Source organism: Xenorhabdus sp. BG5, from assembly GCF_015163665.1.
GTDB lineage: Bacteria > Pseudomonadota > Gammaproteobacteria > Enterobacterales > Enterobacteriaceae > Xenorhabdus.
Genome location: NZ_JADEUG010000077.1, coordinates 1 through 1,317 on the forward strand (window position 1 = coordinate 1; position 1,317 = coordinate 1,317).

General features: G+C 48.1%; 1 protein-coding gene. It reads right to left on the bottom strand.

The window, feature by feature from the left end:
* Positions 1 to 175: 175 nt before the first annotated feature.
* Positions 176 to 1,204 (bottom strand): site-specific integrase, encoded by a 1,029-nt coding sequence (locus IQ209_RS17860; protein ID WP_193852523.1) that lies wholly within the window; start codon positions 1,202 to 1,204, stop codon positions 176 to 178.
* Positions 1,205 to 1,317: the final 113 nt, after the last annotated feature.

Genomic DNA, 1,317 nt, shown 5'->3' on the forward strand with positions numbered 1-1,317 from the left:
GTTTAAGGTAATGATTTCAGTAATTGATTCTGATGTCAAGTCAGGTGTAAACTACACGGGATGCCAGATCGGTATCAATAATCTTTTCATACCATCAATGTTGATGCAGGGCAGTTCAATCAATTCCATCCTCCTAAACCCTGATTGAAACCCGCCCTGTTCTTTTTAACCCATTTTATTCTTTCTCACCGGCACTTTCGTCAGAACGATCGGTATACAACCCCAGTTCCCGCTCCAGTGTTTTGCCCGTTACTTCCATATCGAGATCAATGTACTCCATCGTGGTTGCCACATTACGATGCCCCAGCAGTCTTTTCACCAACGGCAGATTCCGAGACGGCGATTTCATCAATGTCGTGGCCACGGTATGACGAAAACGGTGGGGCGAGACCGCAAAATCACACTCTCTGGACAGCCGGCGAAAGAAAGAACGGAGCTGCTGTTTTTCCCGGTTGATATCATATTGGTAACGGGAAAGCCGGCTGGGGTGCGGCACACTTAACCGGCTGAGATCGAAAATCGGATCGTCGGCTTTAGCGCCGGCAGCCATCGCCCTTTCCACTAATTTTGCCAGCCGGGGTTTGAGCGGCGGGATAATCGGTACTTCCCATTCACTGTGGTTTTTACTGCCTTCCAGCCCCAGTTCAATATAATTGCTTTCCAGATTAATATCCCGCAGCCGCAGATGCAGTAACTGGTTCTGGCGCATCCCCGTAAAGCGCAATGTCGCCAGTACTGTTGACCAATACCAGGTCGGATACAGGGCGCAACGCCCTCCCCGTGGCATCACCCCGGTTCTTTCTTCTTCAGCAAACTTTCCCATCAACAGATTAATCCGGGTTATCTGCGATTGACTCAAAATCTTCTTCTTTTTCTTCTCCTTTTTAACCACCGCATTGTTAAACGGGTTTTCGGTGTGGGGCAGCAGTTTTTGCTCCATGCCGAAATTAAAGATCGCCCGCAGGTGAGCCACCTTATTATTCCAGGTGTGGCTCGACTGTTTTTTCTCCACCAGAAGATGGCGCCGCCACCGCAGCACATCCCGGTGAATAACCTGCGCCGGTGAGGCCGCTTCCCCCATAAACCGGGTAAATCCCTTCGCCACTTTACGGTAACTCCACTCGGTATCCGGTCTCAGGATATGTGAAAAAAAGTACTCGTCTAATAATTCTTCCCAGCCCATTATTTCTTCTGTTCCGTGCATCATTTTTTTCCTGTTATCAGCAACCCAACCCGGCGGCTTTTCAATATAGAAAGCCGTTAATCATTCCGTTAAAATTAATGACAAACTAAAATTGTTTCATTGTTAATATCATG